The following is a 13,661-nucleotide window of genomic DNA, read 5'->3' on the forward strand; positions in this document are numbered from 1 at the left end:
CTGGGGCCATGATTCAAAACACCGCCAAACAGATATCCGCGCGCAACGTCCTGGAGGGTCTTCGCCAGGGCCTGAGCCGGTTCTCCGGCCCGAGCAGGGCCGCGCTCATCATGGCGGAGACCGCGGACTCCCCCCTCACCGTGCACGACCCCGGCAGGCTGCTGCGCGGGCACGAGCCCAAGCTGCACAAGGTCTTCATCGAGGACACCTCCTGGCGCGACAACGCCCCCGACACCAAGGCCATGAAGCCCTTCGGCCAGACCGCCTGGGTCGACCCGCTGCACCTCACGGGGCTGATCTGCGCGGGGGGCTACTCCCAGCCGCTCTTCTACCAGATCTGGTTCACCGAGCTGCACCCCAACATGTGCTCCACCGGGCCCACCCAGCGCTGGCTGGAGCACGCGGTCTGGCTGCTGGCCCACGATTTCGCCTCCGAGGGCGCGTTCTTCACCTCGGCCTCCAAGCACGCCCTGGAGGCCTTCGAGCAGCACGCCGTGCGCAACCACATTTTCTCCGAGATGAGCCGCGAGCTGGGCAGGCCCCCGCAGATGCCGCTCTATCCCATTCTCGAGGCGGTGCTCAACGTCTCCACCACCCGGGAGGAGGGGCAGCGCCCCCTGGGCAAGATGATCTTCATCGAGCCCGCCGACGCCGACCAGGTGCCCTGGCTGGTGCGCTTCCCCGAGAACGAGCGCCCCTATCTGCGCAACGCCAAGCACGTGCGCAAGCTCCTGCTGGCCGTGGAGCGCTCCCTGCGCCGCCTGGTCAGCGACGGCGAGCGGGTGCTCGGCATCAGCGGCCCGGTGAACATGCTGCCCTGCCGGCTCACGGCCGACTTCCAGGACCGCTTCGGTTTCCTGCGGCTTGGGGGCCGCCCCGTGTGCAGCTTCGTGGACGGGGCCTACCACTCCACCACGCGCAAGCCCAACCTGGTGGTGCTCGAAGAGGCGCTGCTGGAGAGCCAGGCCGGGCCGGACCAGGGGCACGACCTCTATCAGATCGTCTGCTCCATCGTGGACGAGGCCCGCAAGGAGGGCTTCGGCTGCACCCTGCTGCTCGATCCCCAGGGCTCCCTGGAGCCCCTGGCCGGCCAGCACCTGGATCCGCCCCTCTTCCTGCAGGACCCGCATCATCTCGACCTGGCCAAATCACTGGCCATGCTGGACGGCGCGCTGCACATCACCGGCGGGGGAGACCTGCGCGCCTTCGCCTGCCTGCTGGACGGCACCAGCGTCGGCTCCGAGGACCGCTCCCGGGGCGCGCGCTTCAACTCCGCCCTGCGCTTCACGGCCATGCACCCCGGGGTGCTGGCCGTGGTCGTCTCCGCCGACGCGCCCGTGTTCTGCTTCCAGGACGGCGTGCAGCTCAACGCCGTGTGCGAGCTCCAGCACGATTGCGAGCTGGACCTCGACCCCCCCACCCTCGAACAATGGCTGGAGGGGCAATAGGCGTGAGCTCTTCGTACGTGCTTTTCCGGCGCACCGCCGACGGCAGGCTGCGCCACGGACTGCGTATCCCCTGCTGGCTGCCCGTGGCCCTGCTGGCCCTGGCCGTGGCCGGCGGCGCGCACCTGCTGTGGCGCCTGCCGGAGATCGGGCAGCTGCACCTGCTGCGCAAGAACGTCCAGGCCGCCAGGCAGGAGCGCGCCCAGGAGCGCGCCGGGCTGCTGGCCCTCAACGACCGCCTCTCCAGGCTGCGCCAGGAAGTGGAGCCCGTGTCCGGCCTCAACGGCAAGCTGGCCTCCGTGACCGGGCTGGCCGGGGCAGAGGCCCAGCAGCGCCCCATGGGCACCGCCGGGATGGTGGAGGGCGGCGTGGGCACCGAACGGCGCCTGGCCCGTCAGTTGGCGGCCCAGGCCCGCGCCCTGGTGGAGGAGGTCGCCTTCCAGGAGAGCAGGCAGCGCCAGTTGACCTCCATCCTGCACGAACGCGCCCTGGAGTTCGCGGCCCGGCCCTCCATCTGGCCTGTGCGCGGCCCCATCAATTCCGATTTCGGCTATCGCTACATGGCCCGCTCCCGCGAGTACCACAAGGGCGTGGACATCGGGGTGCCCTACGGCTCCCAGGTGTTGGCCCCGGCCGACGGCAAGGTCGCCTCGGTGGGATACGAGTCCGGCTATGGGCTCATGGTGGTCATCGAGCACCGCCACGGCCTGAGCACCATCTACGCCCACCTCAAGTCCGCCGAGGTGGAGGAGGGCGAAGAGGTCAAGCGCGGCGCCCCCATCGCCCATTCGGGCATGAGCGGGCGCACCACCGGCTCCCACCTGCATTACGAGGTCCGCCAGTCCGGCAACCCGGTGGATCCCATGAACTTCATGCTCAATTAAGCTTTTGTCACCTTCCGCCGAAGCCATGGACGCCCATGCGCCGCTTCGAGTAATGTCCTGTTTTCAAACGGACATCCTTTCATACACATAGGTTCGCATGATGAAGAAATTTTTGCTGGCGTCGGCCCTGCTGCTCGTGCTCGCAGGCTGCGGAAAATACGAAGTCTACGAGCGCAACGTGCATTACCTCACCTCCGACACGCTCCAGGCCGAGAAGGCCAACGTGACGGAGCGCTACGAGAAGGCCAGGGCCGCGCTGATCCGCGCCGAGGCCACGGGCAACTTCGAGCTGATCCGCCCGGCCGAGGCCGAATTCAAGGACGCTCAGAAACAGCTGAAGGTGATAGAGGACGAGGAGCGACGCCGCGCACGCGGCTGGTAGAACCGCCGCCCGCGCACGCGACGATGACGAAGGCCCGCCTTGGCGGGCCTTCTGTTTTGGGGCGCGACCGCTCAGGCGTACCTGCGCCGCATCACCTTCAGCACAACCTTCATCCGGTGGGTGTAGTCGTGCTCCGCCAGCACGCGGCGGCGGGCGGCGTCCGCGATCTTTTGGCGCTCGCCGGGGTGGGCCAGGTAGTGGCGGGCCATGTCCGCCACTTCCCCGGGATGCCCGTAACAGACGACCTCCGCACCAGGCTCGAACAAACCCGGCAGCTGCTCGCGTTCGTCCGTGAGCAGGAAGGCCCCGCAGGCGGGCACGTCGAACACGCGCTGGTTCACCGCGCCCTTCATCTGCAGGCTGGTGGCGTTGAAGTTCAGGCCGCTGCCCGCATAGAACCCCGGCAGGTCGCGGGTGTAGTCCAGCGGCCCGGCAAGGCGCCAGTCCAGCCCGGGGGCGGGGGGCGGCAGCAGGGCCCGCCAGCCGTCGTCCCCGGCCAGCAGGGGGGCGCAGGGCAGCAGGGCGCGCACGCGCTCCAGGCGGTAGAGGCGGGTGGCCTCCCAGGTGAGCAGCTGCTCCAGATCCAGCCGGGGCTGGCCCTGGGGCAGGGCCTCCCAGGCGGCGGCCAGGTCCGGGGATTCGGCGCGCATGAACTCCAGGGCGGACCGAGCCGGGGAGGCCGCGAAATCCGGGGCCAGGGACAGGGCCAGATCGCGGGCACGGCCATGGCGGGCGAGTCTTCGGCGCAGGCGCTCCACGGGCCGGAGCATGGAGTCCCCCACGAAGCTCGCACCTCCCTCGGGAGCGTGGGCGGGAGCGTGGGCGGGCGCGGGCGAGGGGGGCGCGTCCGGGCGAAAGAGCGACGTGTCGGTGGCCAGGGGCAGGTAACGCACGTTCTCGAAGCCCTGGGATTCAAGCGGGGCCACGGTGTCCGCGTCCCAGGCGAAGACCTGGCACCAGGGGCTTGGCTGATTGGGAAAATCGTGCAGGATCAGGCGGGGGCTGTCCACGAACCAGGAGGCCAGGGGCAGGGCCATGCGCCCGAGGAGCTCCAGCAGCATGCCCCGGCTGTCCAGCCCCAGGTGGTTCACGGTGATGGCGAAATCGGGGCGGAAGGCCGCCGCGGCCCCCAGCAGGGACTCCACGAAAGCGGTGCTGCCCAGGCCGCCCCGAGGCAGCTCGAGCTGGTGGCAGGGCCATCCCAGCCGGGCGCAGGCCGAGGCGATGTCGCGCTGGAGGAAATAGCCGCTGGTGAAGACCAGCACGCGCGGCGCGGCGTTGCGGAAACGCGGCGTTCGCACCCGCGCCCAGAAGGAGTCCGCACTCGAAGGGGGGCCTGAAGAAGGGCCGGGCGCGTGTGCCGCCGCCGGGGAACCCCCGGGCGGCGCGGACGGAGCTGCGGGCATGGGACCGCTCAGCGCGAGGATTTGCTCTTGGCCTTGTGGGGCTCGGCCTTCTGGGCCTTGTCGGCCTCGCGCTTCTTCTGCAGTTCGGCGACCTTGGCGTTGAGGGCGTCCACCTGCTGCTTGTTTTGCGCGCCGGCCTTCTGCAAGCGCTGCTCGCACTGGTTCTTCAGGTCGGCCTCGCGGGCGGCCATGTCGTCCTTGATCTTCTTGATCTCGGCTTCCTGGGCCGCGATGAGCTGGTTCTTGGCGGCGATCTGCTTCTTGAGGTCGTCGCTGGAACAACCGGAGAGCAGCAGAGCGGCTGCGAATGCGATCAGGATGCTTCTCATGGCGTACCTACTTGTTTTTCTGCGTCAAAACGCCTTGGTCATAGACCTCGTCGCGCACAAGCTTGCCTGAGGCGTCGAATTGCCGGAAGGGCCCCTGGAGCTTGCCCCCCTGGGAGCTGACCTCGGAGCGCAGCTTGCCGTCCTCGTCCCAGATGCGCGAGCGCTCGGAGAATTTCTTGCCGCCTCGGAACACCGCGACGGTCTCCTCCTCCAGGCGTCCGTTCTCCTGGTAGCGGCGGATGGTCCAGGTGTCGCCGGCCACCGTCACTTCCTCGGCGATCTGCCCGCCCTCGTACCAGAGCTTGCTGTCCGCCAGCTTGCCTCCCTGGTAGTGGGCCTCCAGCCGGGGCTGGCCGGACTGGTGCAGGTCCTGCACGAGCCCGGAGTAAGGCACGCCCTCGCCGGACTTGTAGACCAGGCCGCCGCGCTCCTCCATTTCCTCCGGGGATGCGCCGGACTGGGCCCGCGCCACGGCCAGGGAACAGCCAACGGCCGTCAAGGCCAGTAAAACGGCGAACAGGATGCGCATCTGAGGCTTATTACTCCCAAGGGGATTTCGCTGGCAAGAGCCAAGCCCTGCTTGCTTTCAAACCTCGTTGCCATTAGCGTGCTTCCCGGCATGGAGCCATCCGTGACCAGGAGGAATCAAAAAGTTCATGATTGTCCCCAAGGTGCATAAACGAGAGAAGTCTTCCTCGTTCTTTTCGCCCCACCGCAGCGACCTCGTGGTGGTGGGCATCTGGATTTTGAGCCTCGTTCCGGCGTTTTTGATCTCGGTGCTCAAAAAGGACCCCCTCTACGCCTCGATCATCACCATCGTGATCCAGTTCCTGGCCTCGTTCGGGTCCATCACGCTGTTCGGCGTCATCAGCCAGTTGATCTGCTACCGCTACGTCGAGTCCTCCAAAGTGCACGACCGCATGATGGACGGGCTGTTCTACGGCTTCCACGCGGGCATGGTCGCCTGGATACTCTACGCCTCATACAATATCCTTCATATCCTGTTCGGGAGCCGGCCCGTGGGCGCGAGCCACCCCGTGGGCGAGACCAACGCGCTCATCGGCTTCTTCGGCTTCACCTGCATCGTGAGCTGCATGGCCGGCATCCTGTTCGGCTTCATCTTCGGCAGGCTGGAGGACAGGCGCAGGGCCAAGGGCACGGGCGCGCTGCCCCAATAACCGGCTAGCGGCAACCGGCAATATCGAAAGGCCCGGACGCGCATGGCGCATCCGGGCCTTTTCCTTTTGGGGTGGGCGGCTCGTGTCAGCCCAGGACGCGCTCCACATAGGCCTGGATGTCGAACTTGCGGCGAAGGCCCGCGAAATTCATGTAGCGCACCTGGCCGAACACGGGGCGCTCGGCCCAGGGGCGGTCGTGCACGCCGCCGATGGCCCAGGCGATGCCCGCGTAGCCGTTGGGATCGCGCCCGTCCAGGCTGTGGCGGTCGTTGAAGGCCACGGCCAGGGACATGGCCGTGGCCGCGTCCGGGGTCCACTCCAGAATCTTCTTGGCCCAGTACATGCGCATGTAGCCGTGCATCTTGCCGGTGCGCACCATCTCCAGCTGGGCCGCGTTCCAGGCCGGGTCGTGCGTCCGGCCCTGTTCCAGCTCCTCCGGAGAATAGAGCGCGGGGCGCGGGTCAGCGGCGTGCTTTTCCAGGGTGCGCGCGGCCCACTGGGGGAAGCAGGCCGTGGAGTCGTAGTCCTGGTGGTGCAGGCAAAAGTTGTCGGCCAGTTCCCGGCGCACGATGAGCTCCTCCAGGAAGGCCTCCTTGTCGGGGGCGGGCGCGCCGGAAGATGCCGCCGCAAGCGCCGCGCGCTGCGCCGAGAGCATGCCGAAGTGCAGCCAGGGCGACAGGCCGGACTGGCCGCCCCTGGCCGGGTCGTTGCGGTTCTCGGCGTAGCCGCGCAGGCGGCGGGACAGGAAATCCTCCAGGGCGGCCTGGCCCGCGCGCTCACCCGGAGCGAACCCGCCGGGGATGGAGGCGGAGCGGGCCGTGCGGAAGGCCTCCGCGATCCCCGCGGCGCTCCGCCCGAGGCCGGAGGGGATGGCTGGCGCGGGCTGGGCGGGCGGTTCGGGGAACTCCGTGAGAAATTCCGGCAGCAGGCGGTGGATTTTTGGGCGGATGGTCCGGGCCATGTACTCGGGCTTGTCCGAGGCCAGGAAGCAGGGGACCACGTTGCGGGCGTCGGCCTCGTGCAGGGGGCAGGGCAGGGCCGTGCCCGCCCGGGCCAGCCAGGCTCGCTTGTGGCGCAGGGGGTCGAAGTCGGCCACCACGGCGGCGGCGTCCAGGGCGCGCGCCAGGCGGACGATCTCGGCCGGAGGGTCGCCCAGCAGCCGCAACAGGGGGATGCCCCGCGCGGCCATGTCGCGCTCCAGCTGGTCCAGGCCCTCCAAAAGAAAGCGGAAGTGCGCCGCCTCGGCCCCCGGGTAGGCCGGGTCCAGGCAGTGGGCGCTGACCAGCGGCGCGCCAAGGCCCCGGGCCAGCTCCCAGGCGTGGAGCAGGGACCAGTTGTCCCGCAGGCGGTGGTCTCGGTGCATCCAATGCAGCACCGGCCCCCGCCCCCCCGCAGTCCGTGAGAGCATGCGCCCGCGCCGCGCGCTCACCCTTCCCAAGCCTCTCGGGGTTGCAAAGCGTTGCGACTGTATGTAGAAAATGCGATCATACGGTATCCCCGCCAATACAGGAGAATTTCATGCCTTCTTTCGACGCAGTCAGCAAGGTCGATCTTCAGGAAGTGGACAACGCCGTGAACAACACGGTCAAGGAGATCGCCACCCGTTTCGACTTCCGCGGGTCCAAAACCGAGGTGAGCCTGAACAAGAAAGACCAGCTCATCGTGGTCACCACGGAGAGCGAGATGCGCGCCAAGGCCGTGCGCGATATGCTCATCGGGAACCTGGTCAAGCGCAAGGTGGACACCAGGTCAGTGGAGTTCGGCGAGGTCAAGCCCGCGGGCGGCTCCACCATGCGCCTGGAGGCCAAGATCGCTGAAGGCATCGACAAGGACACGGCCAAGAAGATCGTGGCCCTCATCAAGGAATCCAAGATCAAGGTCCAGGCCCAGATCATGGACGACATGGTCCGCGTCACCGGCAAGAAGATCGACGATCTCCAGGCTGTCATCCAGCTCCTTGGCGGCAAGGAGCTGCCCACCCCCCTCCAATACGTGAACATGAAAAGCTGAAACCGAGGTCACCATGCATCACGCCTTTTCGTTCATGAACCTTGTGTACCTGGCCCTGACGTTGCTGATGGCAGCATCCCTCGGCGGTTGTGCGAATCAAGCGGGCAAGGGCGTGACGTACGGATTCGACCGGCCCATGACCACGGGGGAATTCTATGGTTTCTGCTGGCCGGCCCAGGTCGACAGCAACTGCATGGACGACAGCCTTTGCAGCGACTTCCAGAGCTATCTGGCCCAGGAGCACGCCGACAAGGCCGACTGCATCAAGGGCTGCAACGATCTGCAAACGGCCAAATGGCGTCAGTTCAGCGGACCATTCAACTGCATGCCAGCCATCAACAACGCTACGGACTGGTGCGAGAAATACTGCCGCATGTATTTCGACTTCGGGCCTCCCAGCAAGCCCGAGGAACAGAAGGCGGACGCGGCGGTGAAGCCCGATCCGGGGCCGAACCCCATGATCGACCCGGGGCTTGAGCAGATGGCCCCGCAGAAGCCTCAATAAGCGGACGGACCGGACTGAGCGGAAGGGCGGCGACTCAGCCGCTCTTCTTTTCGCCGAGCGACGGGGTGCCGAGCAGCGGGGCGCAAACTTGCGCCAGGCTGCGGCCGAAGTAGAACTCCAGCTCCTGCGGGGGCAGGGCCGTGCGCGCGGCGAAGGCCTCGCGGAAGCGCCGCTCCGCGTCGGCCAGGGCCTCGAACTCCCTGGCGGCGATGCGGTCGCCGCGGGCCGAGGCGCGGGCCAGGGCCGTGGCCGTGGCGGCCGGGAAGCTCTCCTCATGGAAGGAGACGATCTCCCACAGGCTGCCGCGCGTGTCCACGATGTGGGCGCGGGTCAGGCGGTCGCGGGCGTACAGGGCTTCGATGGCGGCGGTGTCCTGGCAGAAGAGGGCGCGGCACTCGGCCGGGCGCGTTTCGTGGATCAGGCAGGCCGATTCTTCGGGGGCGTAGAACCGGCAGGCGAAGGCCTTGCCCTGATTCGCCGCGCCGGGCTCCCCCGGGAGCCAGGCCACCTTGACCAGTTCGCTGTGCAGGGTGGTCATCACCTGGGCCACGTTTTCGAAAACCGGTTCGCCCGCCCGCAGGGTGAGCAGATGGGCGCGGGCCAGCGTCCCGGCGGCGAGCAGGGGGAGGTCCTCCTGGTGGAGGGCTGGCCCGCCGCGCAGGCAGCAGGCGCCGCAACGCAGGCATGCAGGGGTGTTTTTCCGGGTGTCCATATTTTGTGAAAAATGTAACGATTTAAATGCCCCCAGGCAAGCTTAAATGCCCCTAAACCCCCGTTGTGAACGGGCATCTGGAATTTTGCTTTGCAGCCCGGGAGAAAGCATGTTAGAAAGTTCACGCGCGTGGATTATTGGGATGATCGACAACTTTCCCGGATTACTCATCTGCTTTGTCCATCCCCATGAAATGGCCGCGCCATGCGTCCGGCAGCGGGCGTGTGGTCTGTTCGTGTCGGGAAAACGTGGCTTCCGCAAGGGCGGGGCGCGATTTTCGTAAACAGGGCTGTAACTCTTACAACTCTTTTTGGAGGAACACATGGCGAAACACCCGACCCCGTTGCTGGACCAGCTTGAGAGCGGTCCGTGGCCCAGCTTCGTCTCTGACATGAAGCATGCCGCGGAGCTCCGCCACACCAACCCCCGCGGCTTCGAACAGCAGGTTCCCGTCGATGTCATCGACGATCTGCTGGGCCTGCTGGAAATGTCCTACGAGGACGGCACCACCCACTGGAAGCATGGCGGCATCGTGGGCGTGTTCGGCTACGGCGGCGGCGTCATCGGCCGCTACTGCGACCAGCCCGAAAAGTTCCCCGGCGTGGCCCATTTCCACACCGTGCGCCTGGCTCAGCCCTCCGGCCTGTTCTACACGGCCGAGTACATGGAGAAGCTGTGCGACCTGTGGGACTTCCGCGGCTCCGGCATGACCAACATGCACGGCTCCACCGGCGACATCATCTGGTTGGGCACCACCACCCCTCAGCTTGAGGAAATTTTCTACGAGCTGACCCACACCTACAACCAGGACCTGGGCGGCTCCGGCTCCAACCTGCGTACCCCGGCCTGCTGCATGGGCATGTCCCGCTGCGAATTCGCCTGCTACGACACCCAGCTCATGTGCCACACGCTGACCAACGAATACCAGGACATGCTGCACCGCCCGCAGTTCCCCTACAAGTTCAAGTTCAAGTTCGACGGCTGCCCCAACGGCTGCGTGGCCGCCATCGCCCGCTCCGACTTCTCCATCATCGGCACCTGGAAGGACGACATCAAGATCGATCAGGCCGCTGTGAAGGCCTACGTCGGTGGCGAGATCCCGCCCAACGCCGGCGCCCACGCCGGTCGCGACTGGGGCAAGTTCGACCTCCAGAAGGAAGTCATCGACCTGTGCCCCACCAAGTGCATGAAGTACGAAGGCGGCAAGCTCGAGATCGACACCAAGAATTGCTACCGCTGCATGCACTGCATCAACGTCATGCCCAAGGCCCTGCGCATCGGTGACGAGCGCGGCGCCTCCATCCTCATCGGCGCCAAGGCCCCCATTCTCGACGGCGCCCAGATGAGCTCCCTGCTCGTGCCCTTCATCCCGGCGGACGATCCGTTCGACGAGATCAAGGAAGTCATCGAGTCCATTTGGGACTGGTGGATGGACGAAGGCAAGAACCGCGAGCGCCTGGGTGAGACCCTGAAGCGCCTCGGCTTCCAGAAGGCTCTGGAAGTGTGCGGCATCACGCCTGTGGCCCAGCATGTCAAGGAGCCCCGCACCAACCCCTACATCTTCTGGAAGGAAGATGAGGTTCCCGGCGGCTGGACCCGTGACATCAACGAGTACCGCAAACTGCATCAGCGCTAAAAAAGGGGGAACAAAACATGGCGTTCGTCTCTTCTGGATACAATCCTGCGAAGCCCATGGAGAACCGCATCTCCGACATCGGACCCCGGTTCTTCAAGGATTTCCTGCCTCCGGTTCTTGAGAAAAACTATGGCAAGTGGGTCTCCCACGAAATCCTCGAGCCCGGCCTGCTGGTGCACGAGGCCGAGTCCGGCGACAAGGTGTACACCGTCCGCGCCGGTACCGCCCGCCTGGTGTCCACCGAGTACATCCGCGAGATCTGCGAGATCGCGAAGAAGTACGCCGACGGCTACATGCGTTGGACCACCCGCAACAACATCGAGTTCATGACGACCTCCCTGGAGACCGCCAAGGCTCTGAAGGCCGACCTGAACGGCCGCAAGTTCGCCGCGGGTTCCTACAAGTTCCCCGTCGGCGGCACCGGCGCCTCCATCTCGAACATCGTCCACACCCAGGGTTGGATCCACTGCCACACCCCGGCCACCGACGCTTCGGGCACCGTGAAGGTGATCATGGACGAACTCTTCGAAGAGTTCACCAACATGCGCATGCCCGCCATCGTGCGCGTGGCCGTGGCCTGCTGCCTGAACATGTGCGGCGCCTGCCACTGCTCGGACCTCGCCGTTGTCGGCTTCCACCGCAAGCCCCCCATCGTCGACCACGAGTACCTGGACAACATGTGCGAAATCCCCCTGGCCATCGCCTCCTGCCCCACCGGCGCCCTGAAGCCCGGCAAGCATGACCTGGGCGACAAGAAGGTCAACACCATCCTGGTCAACCAGGAGCGCTGCATGTACTGCGGCAACTGCTACACCATGTGCCCCTCGCTGCCCCTTTCCGACAAGGAAGGCGACGGCGTGATCATCATGGTCGGCGGCAAGGTGTCCAACAGGATTTCCATGCCCAAGTTCTCCAAGGTCGCCGTGGCCTTCATCCCCAACGAGCCCCCGCGCTGGCCGACGCTGGCCAAGGTGTGCAAGAAGATCATCGAGGTCTATGCCGCCGAAGCCAACAAGTACGAGCGCCTGGGCGACTGGGCCGAGCGCATCGGTTGGGAAAGCTTCTTCGAGAAGTGTGAGCTGGACTTCACCCACCACCTGATCGACGACTTCCGCGATCCTGCGTACTTCACCTGGCGTCAGTCGACGAACTTCAAGTTCTAAGTCGAAAACCCGAGGGCGCGGACCCGGTCCGCGCCCTCGGCATACAAAACGAGGTACATCATGGATGACGCTGAAGCCAAAAACTTGATCATCGAGACCCTGAAGTCCAAGACCAACAAGTCCAAGTTCTACCTGAAGGACTTCTACGCCTTCCTTCCCGACATGAAGAAGATGGCGGTTTCCAAGCTGGTGAACACCATGGTCGCCGAGGGCACCCTGGAGTACTGGTCCTCGGGCTCCACCACCATGATCGGCCTCAAGGGCGCTGGCAAGCAGCACGCCACCGAAGAAGGCGAATAGTCCATTCGGGACTCCTAACTTTTTCCCGTCCCATGCGCCTCTTCCCCTTGGACTCTCGCCCACGGGGAAGACGGCGTGGGGCGTGAGCCCTCGGGGCCTGCGCGCTCCACACCCCACATGATTTCCATCCCCCGCCTCGTTCTGGCCGGCCTGTCCGGCGGTTCCGGTAAGACCATCGTCTCCCTGGGCCTGACCCGCGCCTGGGTGAACCAGGGCCTGCGCGTGGCCCCTTTCAAGAAAGGCCCGGACTACATCGACGCCGCCTGGCTCTCGCTTTCCGCCCGCACCCCTGCCTGCAACCTGGACCCCTTCCTCTTTCCCGACGACGTGCTCCTAGGCCTCTTCGCCCAGAAAGCCGCCCAGGCCGACCTGGCCTTCGTGGAAGGGAACCGCGGCCTGTTCGACGGCGGGGATGCGCTCGGCTCCTATTCCACAAGCCAGTTGGCACGCAAACTCGCGGCTCAGCTGGTTCTGGTGATCGACGCCACCAAGATGACCCGCACTGCGGCCGCCATCGTGCAGGGCTGCGCGAATTTCGAACCCGATTCGGGCCTTGCGGGCGTGATCCTCAACCGCACAGCGGGCGAGCGCCACCGCCGCATCCTGCGCGAGGCCATCGAGCAATACACCGACGTGCCCGTGCTGGGCACTTTGCCCAAGCTGCGTGAGAACCCCATCCCCGAACGGCATATGGGGCTCATCTCCAACCGGGAATATCAAGGCCAGGAGGCCATCCTCAAGGGCATCGCCCAGGTCATGGCGGACAACTGCGACCTGCCGCGCCTGCTGGAGATAGCCCGGGGCGCCCCGCCGATGCCCGCCACCGACGAAGACATCTGGCCCGTGCGTGCCGAAGGGCCGGCCCCGCGCATCGGTTACGTTCTGGATGCCGCCCTGTGGTTCTACTATCAGGAGAACCTTGAAGCCTTGCGCCGGGCCGGGGCCGAGCTCGTGGAGGTCAGCCTGCTTTCAAGCGAGCCCTGGCCCGAGCTGGACGGCCTGTACCTGGGCGGCGGCTTCCCCGAGACCCAGGCCCAGGCCCTTGCGGACAACATCCCGGTGCGTTCGCGGGTGCGGGCTCTTTCCGAGTCCGGCGCGCCCATCTACGCCGAGTGCGGCGGGTTCATGTACCTCTGCGAGGAGTTGCACACCGAAGGTGCCATCTATCCCATGGCCGGGGTCTTCCCGCTGGCCACCACGTTGTGCGCCCGGCCGCAGGGCCTGGGGTACGCCGAAGCCACCGTGGTTGCGCGGAACCCCTTCCATCCGGTGGGGGCCGTACTGCGCGGACACGAGTTCCACTATTCCAAGTGCCTGGCCCAGTCGCGCTACACCGGGCATGGCGAATCGCCCGTGCTGGCGCTGCGCATGGAGCGTGGCTCAGGGATGCTGGATGGGATGGACGGCGCGGTGAGCGGCAACACTTTCGCGGCCTACACGCATATCCACGCCCTGGGCGTGCCCCACTGGGCGGAGAACTTCGTGCGCGCGGCCGCCGCGTTCAGGGACGGCCGGGCGGGCTGAAGAAGCCTCCGGCGGCCAAAGGGCCTTCGGCCCTCTGGACTCCCTTCCCGCTTCGCGTTGCTAATCGTTCAGACTTCGCTATGCGAAGGCCTTTCCCCGTATACAGGTAAAGTTTCAGGAGCCAGCCCGACGTGCCTGCGGGGCGGGGTATGCCGATATTCTTCAAATATATCGGCTTATCCCGCCC

General features: G+C 66.2%; 15 protein-coding genes. 10 read left to right on the forward strand and 5 right to left on the reverse strand.

Annotated elements, in window-relative coordinates:
• Positions 1 to 8 precede the first annotated feature (8 nt).
• The 3 genes from MLE27_RS11125 (at position 9) to MLE27_RS11135 (ending at position 2,711) form a co-directional block, all read left to right on the forward strand.
• Positions 9 to 1,448 carry a DNA integrity scanning protein DisA nucleotide-binding domain protein gene (locus tag MLE27_RS11125; protein ID WP_243312144.1) on the forward strand — a complete coding sequence of 480 codons (1,440 nt, stop codon included), beginning with the start codon at positions 9 to 11 and terminating at the stop codon, positions 1,446 to 1,448.
• A gap of 2 nt (positions 1,449 to 1,450) precedes the next feature.
• Positions 1,451 to 2,329, forward strand: coding sequence for a M23 family metallopeptidase (locus MLE27_RS18190; protein WP_243312145.1), 879 nt, complete (start codon positions 1,451 to 1,453; stop codon positions 2,327 to 2,329).
• Between the two features lie 100 nt (positions 2,330 to 2,429).
• A complete protein-coding gene (locus MLE27_RS11135) occupies positions 2,430 to 2,711 on the forward strand; it encodes a hypothetical protein (RefSeq protein WP_243312146.1) in 282 nt (93 codons plus the stop codon).
• A 71-nt stretch (positions 2,712 to 2,782) separates the two neighbouring features.
• Here the strand turns inward: MLE27_RS11135 and MLE27_RS11140 are convergent, their stop codons facing one another.
• The 3 genes from MLE27_RS11140 to MLE27_RS11150 all read right to left on the reverse strand — a co-directional run bounded on the left by MLE27_RS11140 (position 2,783) and on the right by MLE27_RS11150 (position 4,975).
• A complete protein-coding gene (locus tag MLE27_RS11140) occupies positions 2,783 to 4,012 on the reverse strand; it encodes a CgeB family protein (RefSeq protein ID WP_243312147.1) in 1,230 nt (409 codons plus the stop codon).
• A 113-nt stretch (positions 4,013 to 4,125) separates the two neighbouring features.
• Positions 4,126 to 4,446: a hypothetical protein gene (locus MLE27_RS11145; RefSeq protein ID WP_243312148.1), complete on the reverse strand. Its 321-nt coding sequence runs from the start codon at positions 4,444 to 4,446 to the stop codon at positions 4,126 to 4,128.
• A 7-nt stretch (positions 4,447 to 4,453) separates the two neighbouring features.
• Positions 4,454 to 4,975 carry a toxin-antitoxin system YwqK family antitoxin gene (locus tag MLE27_RS11150; protein WP_243312149.1) on the reverse strand — a complete coding sequence of 174 codons (522 nt, stop codon included), beginning with the start codon at positions 4,973 to 4,975 and terminating at the stop codon, positions 4,454 to 4,456.
• A 127-nt stretch (positions 4,976 to 5,102) separates the two neighbouring features.
• Between MLE27_RS11150 and MLE27_RS11155 the strand changes: the two genes are divergently transcribed.
• On the forward strand, positions 5,103 to 5,624 hold the full coding sequence (locus MLE27_RS11155; protein ID WP_243312150.1) for a hypothetical protein: 522 nt from the start codon (positions 5,103 to 5,105) through the stop codon (positions 5,622 to 5,624).
• A gap of 85 nt (positions 5,625 to 5,709) precedes the next feature.
• Here MLE27_RS11155 and MLE27_RS11160 read toward each other — a convergent pair whose 3' ends face one another.
• Complete coding sequence (locus MLE27_RS11160; protein ID WP_341482533.1) at positions 5,710 to 6,987, reverse strand: deoxyribodipyrimidine photo-lyase; 1,278 nt, start codon at positions 6,985 to 6,987, stop codon at positions 5,710 to 5,712.
• Between the two features lie 155 nt (positions 6,988 to 7,142).
• On the opposite strand from MLE27_RS11160, the gene MLE27_RS11165 reads away from it, so the two are divergent.
• Entirely contained in the window at positions 7,143 to 7,634 is a 492-nt protein-coding gene (locus MLE27_RS11165; protein WP_243312152.1) for a YajQ family cyclic di-GMP-binding protein, read from the forward strand.
• A gap of 13 nt (positions 7,635 to 7,647) precedes the next feature.
• Entirely contained in the window at positions 7,648 to 8,139 is a 492-nt protein-coding gene (locus MLE27_RS11170; RefSeq protein ID WP_243312153.1) for a hypothetical protein, read from the forward strand.
• Positions 8,140 to 8,173: 34 nt separating this feature from the next.
• Here MLE27_RS11170 and MLE27_RS11175 read toward each other — a convergent pair whose 3' ends face one another.
• Positions 8,174 to 8,851, reverse strand: a complete 678-nt coding sequence (locus MLE27_RS11175) for a YkgJ family cysteine cluster protein (RefSeq protein WP_243312154.1) — start codon at positions 8,849 to 8,851, stop codon at positions 8,174 to 8,176.
• Between the two features lie 322 nt (positions 8,852 to 9,173).
• Here MLE27_RS11175 and dsrA point away from each other — a divergent pair, with 322 nt between their 5' ends.
• From dsrA to MLE27_RS11195, 4 genes are all read left to right on the forward strand, one after another.
• Positions 9,174 to 10,487, forward strand: coding sequence for a dissimilatory-type sulfite reductase subunit alpha (gene dsrA, locus MLE27_RS11180; RefSeq protein ID WP_243312155.1), 1,314 nt, complete (start codon positions 9,174 to 9,176; stop codon positions 10,485 to 10,487).
• Positions 10,488 to 10,504: 17 nt separating this feature from the next.
• Positions 10,505 to 11,650, forward strand: a complete 1,146-nt coding sequence (gene dsrB, locus MLE27_RS11185) for a dissimilatory-type sulfite reductase subunit beta (protein WP_243312156.1) — start codon at positions 10,505 to 10,507, stop codon at positions 11,648 to 11,650.
• Between the two features lie 60 nt (positions 11,651 to 11,710).
• Complete coding sequence (locus MLE27_RS11190) at positions 11,711 to 11,950, forward strand: dissimilatory sulfite reductase D family protein (RefSeq protein ID WP_243312157.1); 240 nt, start codon at positions 11,711 to 11,713, stop codon at positions 11,948 to 11,950.
• Positions 11,951 to 12,067: 117 nt separating this feature from the next.
• A complete protein-coding gene (locus MLE27_RS11195; RefSeq protein WP_243312158.1) occupies positions 12,068 to 13,474 on the forward strand; it encodes a cobyrinic acid a,c-diamide synthase CobB in 1,407 nt (468 codons plus the stop codon).
• Positions 13,475 to 13,661: the final 187 nt, after the last annotated feature.

The organism is Fundidesulfovibrio agrisoli (assembly GCF_022808715.1).
Classification (GTDB): Bacteria; Desulfobacterota; Desulfovibrionia; order Desulfovibrionales; family Desulfovibrionaceae; genus Fundidesulfovibrio; species Fundidesulfovibrio agrisoli.

Excerpts from the sequence above, each read along its gene's own strand:
- MLE27_RS11135 (WP_243312146.1), top strand. The coding sequence starts at position 2,430 with ATGAAGAAATTTTTGCTGGCGTCGGCCCTGCTGCTCGTGCTCGCAGGC.
- MLE27_RS11195 (WP_243312158.1), top strand. The coding sequence starts at position 12,068 with ATGATTTCCATCCCCCGCCTCGTTCTGGCCGGCCTGTCCGGCGGTTCC.
- MLE27_RS11165 (WP_243312152.1), top strand. The coding sequence starts at position 7,143 with ATGCCTTCTTTCGACGCAGTCAGCAAGGTCGATCTTCAGGAAGTGGAC.
- MLE27_RS11190 (WP_243312157.1), top strand. The coding sequence starts at position 11,711 with ATGGATGACGCTGAAGCCAAAAACTTGATCATCGAGACCCTGAAGTCC.
- dsrB (WP_243312156.1), top strand. The coding sequence starts at position 10,505 with ATGGCGTTCGTCTCTTCTGGATACAATCCTGCGAAGCCCATGGAGAAC.
- MLE27_RS11160 (WP_341482533.1), bottom strand. The coding sequence starts at position 6,987 with ATGCACCGAGACCACCGCCTGCGGGACAACTGGTCCCTGCTCCACGCC.
- dsrA (WP_243312155.1), top strand. The coding sequence starts at position 9,174 with ATGGCGAAACACCCGACCCCGTTGCTGGACCAGCTTGAGAGCGGTCCG.
- MLE27_RS11125 (WP_243312144.1), top strand. The coding sequence starts at position 9 with ATGATTCAAAACACCGCCAAACAGATATCCGCGCGCAACGTCCTGGAG.
- MLE27_RS11145 (WP_243312148.1), bottom strand. The coding sequence starts at position 4,446 with ATGAGAAGCATCCTGATCGCATTCGCAGCCGCTCTGCTGCTCTCCGGT.
- MLE27_RS11150 (WP_243312149.1), bottom strand. The coding sequence starts at position 4,975 with ATGCGCATCCTGTTCGCCGTTTTACTGGCCTTGACGGCCGTTGGCTGT.
- MLE27_RS11175 (WP_243312154.1), bottom strand. The coding sequence starts at position 8,851 with ATGGACACCCGGAAAAACACCCCTGCATGCCTGCGTTGCGGCGCCTGC.
- MLE27_RS11170 (WP_243312153.1), top strand. The coding sequence starts at position 7,648 with ATGCATCACGCCTTTTCGTTCATGAACCTTGTGTACCTGGCCCTGACG.
- MLE27_RS11155 (WP_243312150.1), top strand. The coding sequence starts at position 5,103 with ATGATTGTCCCCAAGGTGCATAAACGAGAGAAGTCTTCCTCGTTCTTT.